Genomic DNA, 3,929 nt, shown 5'->3' with positions numbered 1-3,929 from the left:
CAGGGAGAGTACATCCTGCAGGGTCTGAACCTTGGGCGGCTTGACGATGGGAACATACTCCCAGGGTTTGTCGAGGACATACTGATAGAAACGCTGCATAGCATTGCGGGCAATTTTGACCAGGCTCCAGGAGCGATGCTCGACCAGGTGAATGAAATACTGCTGGAGCTGCTGGGTGCTAAGCTGGTCGGGACAGGTATCGAAATGGTCGCTCACCTGTCGCAGGCAGCGGGTGTAGAGGTCGATGGTCTTGGCGCTTTTGCCCCGCAGGGTGAGTTCGTTATGGTAGCGTTGATGCAGAACTTGAAAACGAGCGTGGTCGTGGGTGTTCATGACGCGTCTCCTGACAGGCCCTTCCGAAATAGAAGGGGTCAGGAAAGTACAGACGATTTGCGCCTCTGCCGCGTAGCGGCTTCGTTCAACAAGTGGCAGCAACCGGCTTGCTCTCGCCACCAGAATCCATTTATTCACTGGGACGGCATGACGCCAAACTGAAAATTTCTAGTCCCACAAAGGGACACTAACAAGGAGAGTGAGCAATGAGTGAAAGACCCAGCCTTCTAAGAGCACGCCTGGCCTTCAGGGAAGTCTACGACGATATCGGGAAAACGGTATCGGCGGTCGGCTCAAAAATCGGAGGCAGGGTGAACCATAACATCAACGTTCTGACCCCCGAGCAAGGTCAATTCCGCAACGCCTGCGCCATACGAATGAGTTACGTGCTCAACCGGGTAGGTCCGAAAGTCCCTTTCATCAACGGCAAGACGGTTTCCGGTGGGCAGGGCAACTGGTACCTGTTCCGCGTTAGGGATCTTATTAACTTCCTGCACAATCAACTGGGAGAACCTGACGTCATGATCGAAGACCCCTCGGCCTCCAAGTTTGCTAACCATAAAGGCATTCTGGTAATGGAAGTCCGAGGTTGGTCAGATGCGTCCGGTCACGCGACCATATGGACAGGCCTCGAGTGCGCAGACCAGTGCTATTTCCCCCAATCTCATAAGGCATACCTATGGACCTTGAAAGATTAATTCCGGGATTAGCCAGTATTGTCCTGGCAATGAACGTCAGCGCTACCCAGCTAGAAGAGATGGACGAGGAACGGCTCTTCAAGAACTACGCACTGACGATGTGTATCGCCACCGAGTATCCTGATTCCGATGTATACAATGATTCGATAAAAGCCCTTAACGGGTATCGGGAATTTGGCAACATCCATCTCGATGCCTACTTTGAACTCACGGGCGCGCTGAATGGGTGGCAGGCTGAAGAGTACTCCTCCAAATCCGGTGAAGTTGTGGAGATTGCGAGATGCATTGATTTCCACAATTCCTCCCAGGTGGCCGAAATCTTCGAAAAATACGCTTCTGAGTAAACGATAACGACAGATCAACCTTTTCGGACTTTTCTGGGCTACAACACCAGTAACGTCGCGAGGAACAGCATCAATCCCATACCAATCAGGTCCGTAAACGGGAAACCGGGACAGATTTATTTTTCGAACTTTTCAGGTCGAAACTGCATCGGGATAATGGGGACAGATCTATTTTTTGCAGGCGCCGCCCCTGACCGCCAGCTTTATTGGCAGGTTCTATGTGATCGCTCTGGGGGTGGCGGACAGCCAGTGGTGGCTGCTGGGCGGCATCGTCGCCAGCAGCGCCATCGGCCTGTTCATTACCTGCGGGTGATGGTGACCCTGTACCTGCCGGAACCCGGCATGCGCCGCCGGGACGCCACCAACGACTGGGGCAGTAAGGTCGGCGGGCTGACCCTGCTGGTGGTCGCCGTGCTGATCCTGGTGATCGGGGTGTACCCGGCGCCGGTGATTGACTGGGTGGTGGGGCTGTCCGGGGTTTAGGAGTAAATGGGGTCAGATTGAGCCTAATCGAAAAATTAATTGAATTGAAAAATCATTCATATCCTCTACGCTTTGAAACAGCAGAAGGAAGCTTGATAATTGAAATCCAGTATTTAGTTGAGCAAGACACTGAGTTCGCTCATGATTTCATTCATTTTGCAGTGACTACAGACGGCTGGGATTTGCTTATCAGCAGCGATTCAGACTCCGATTCGATCATGCAAAGAGAAAACGACGATGTGGATCTTCTAGGTATCACATTATCTGATCTGCTAAATGCAAAGAGGGTATCTCTGCAATGAGTCGTTTGTTCGCGTGGTGCATAGCAACTCATAATCGGGTAGCCGGGGGTATCTAACCCCCAGCCCCCACAACACCCTGCATGCGGCTCCGCACAAGGCGTTTCACCGGGAATGGTGAAGCTTGATCCATCCATCGCGCAGTGATGCCAGTCCCTCGGCTTTCAGGTAGTCATTCGACAGTGCCTGTTGAATACCCGGCGTCTTCGAGCTGCGCCAGGGGCCTTTACTGGTGATACCACACGCGACGGCCGATTGGACGTGAACGCCCAGCTTCATCAGGTTCCTGACTTTGGTACGCGGCTTGCGCCACTGTCGCCAGTAGGCCATCCGAACGCGACGACGGATCCAGTGATCCAGATCGCAGCAGCGTTGATAGCCGGTGGCGATACCAAAGTAGTTGATCCAGCCCCGAAGGTACTGGCTGACCTTGAAAAACTGGTAGTGCATCGACACCCCCCAGTTCCGGTTCGTCAGTTCCCGGATACGTTGCTTGAATTTGCGCAGCGTGTCCGGGTGCCAATGGATCTGGGTTCCCTTGAAGGTAAAGCCCAGGAACTTGCTGTCATTGGTTCTGACGACTCGGCTCTTGGCGGTGTTGACCGTCAGTTTCAGGCGGTGTTCGAGGAAGTGGCTGATGCTCGTCAGCACCCGGTCTCCCGCGCGGCGGCTGTTCACCACGATGGTGAAGTCGTCCGCGTAGCGGGCAAACCTATGGCCCCGCCGTTCCAGTTCTTTATCCAGTGGGTCGAGCATAATGTTGGCCAGCAGAGGTGACAACGGGCCACCCTGTGGTACACCTTCCCGACTCTCCAGATAGAGCTGGTTATCGATAACCCCAGCTCGCAGATACCGGGCAATCAGTCCCAACAAACGCTTGTCCCAGACCTTGCGGCCCAGGTGCGTCATCAACAGGTCATGATTGATCTGGTCGAAGAGCTTCGACAGGTCCACATCCATGGTAAAGCGTCTCCCCTCCTTGAGAATGCTTTGTACCCGTCGCACCGCCTGGTGCGCATTTCGACCCGGACGGAAGCCGTAGCTATCCGCTGAAAATCCCGGTTCGAACAGGGGCATCAGGATCTGGGCAATGGCTTGCTGAATCACCCGGTCTGTCACCGTTGGGATGCCAAGCTGGCGCTTGCCACCGTCCGGTTTGTCGATCTCAACCCGCCGTACCGGCGCTGGTTGATAATCACCCGAGCGAATCGACTGCTGGACCACGTTCCAATGGCCAGCCTTTACCCAGGCGGGAAATTCCTCGACGGTCATGCCATCGACACCCGCCGCTCCCTTGTTGGCTCGAACCTGCTTCCAGGCTTGTTGGAGATTAGCCCGGTGCAGTACAGCATCGAGTAGATCTTTACTAAAGGCTGGCTTCGTGGCCGTACGCTGAGCCACGTCATTGCTGGTCGGCATTCGTGTGTTCAAGTCGGTCAAGGCTCCTCCTTTGTTCCCGGTGTTTGGCCCTTCACCCTGTCCTGACCATTACGACGGGCGTTTGGCTACTATGGCCTCTGCTGACTTCTACTCAATCACCGGAAGGGTTACCCCCACCGGCGCTATCGGTGTCCATCTCGTTCGCTCGCAACCGCCGATGGCAACGGCTGCGCCCAGGCTTGATCGACCAGTGGCCTGACTGGTGACTAACCGATCGCTCGTTGAGCAGATCCCGATACGTCGGACCGCCCCAGATAAGAGCATGCACTGTCACTGCACTGCTGCATCATTTACGGTGGCCGTCAGATCACATGGCTTCGTTGTCTTGTGCC

7 protein-coding genes are annotated in these 3,929 nt (G+C 54.9%); 5 read left to right on the top strand and 2 right to left on the bottom strand.

Annotated features, from left to right (window positions below; all coding sequences use genetic code 11):
* Positions 1-333: site-specific integrase (locus C7H09_RS11320; protein ID WP_206074286.1), on the bottom strand; the 333-nt coding region annotated here is incomplete at its 3' end.
* Positions 334-539: 206 nt separating this feature from the next.
* Between C7H09_RS11320 and C7H09_RS11315 the strand changes: the two genes are divergently transcribed.
* From C7H09_RS11315 to C7H09_RS11300, 5 genes are all read left to right on the top strand, one after another.
* Positions 540-1,031: a type VI secretion system amidase effector protein Tae4 gene (locus C7H09_RS11315; protein WP_106762648.1), complete on the top strand. Its 492-nt coding sequence runs from the start codon at positions 540-542 to the stop codon at positions 1,029-1,031.
* On the top strand, positions 1,013-1,375 hold the full coding sequence (locus C7H09_RS11310) for a hypothetical protein (protein WP_106762646.1): 363 nt from the start codon (positions 1,013-1,015) through the stop codon (positions 1,373-1,375). Before C7H09_RS11315 ends, C7H09_RS11310 begins: the two co-directional genes overlap by 19 nt.
* A gap of 175 nt (positions 1,376-1,550) precedes the next feature.
* Positions 1,551-1,688, top strand: coding sequence for a hypothetical protein (locus C7H09_RS20495; RefSeq protein WP_338064039.1), 138 nt, complete (start codon positions 1,551-1,553; stop codon positions 1,686-1,688).
* Positions 1,688-1,858 (top strand): hypothetical protein, encoded by a 171-nt coding sequence (locus C7H09_RS20490; protein ID WP_338064038.1) that lies wholly within the window; start codon positions 1,688-1,690, stop codon positions 1,856-1,858. The genes C7H09_RS20495 and C7H09_RS20490 overlap by 1 nt, the downstream gene beginning before the upstream one ends.
* A 17-nt stretch (positions 1,859-1,875) precedes the next feature.
* Positions 1,876-2,160 (top strand): hypothetical protein, encoded by a 285-nt coding sequence (locus C7H09_RS11300; RefSeq protein WP_133166230.1) that lies wholly within the window; start codon positions 1,876-1,878, stop codon positions 2,158-2,160.
* 102 nt (positions 2,161-2,262) lie between these two features.
* Here the strand turns inward: C7H09_RS11300 and ltrA are convergent, their stop codons facing one another.
* Positions 2,263-3,597, bottom strand: coding sequence for a group II intron reverse transcriptase/maturase (ltrA, locus tag C7H09_RS11295; protein ID WP_240616568.1), 1,335 nt, complete (start codon positions 3,595-3,597; stop codon positions 2,263-2,265).
* Positions 3,598-3,929: the final 332 nt, after the last annotated feature.

It is taken from the genome of Marinobacter fuscus, from assembly GCF_003007675.1.
Taxonomy (GTDB): Bacteria; Pseudomonadota; Gammaproteobacteria; order Pseudomonadales; family Oleiphilaceae; genus Marinobacter; species Marinobacter fuscus.
Note: the sequence above shows the minus strand (reverse complement) of the source record. Positions and strands in the feature narration are given on the sequence as shown.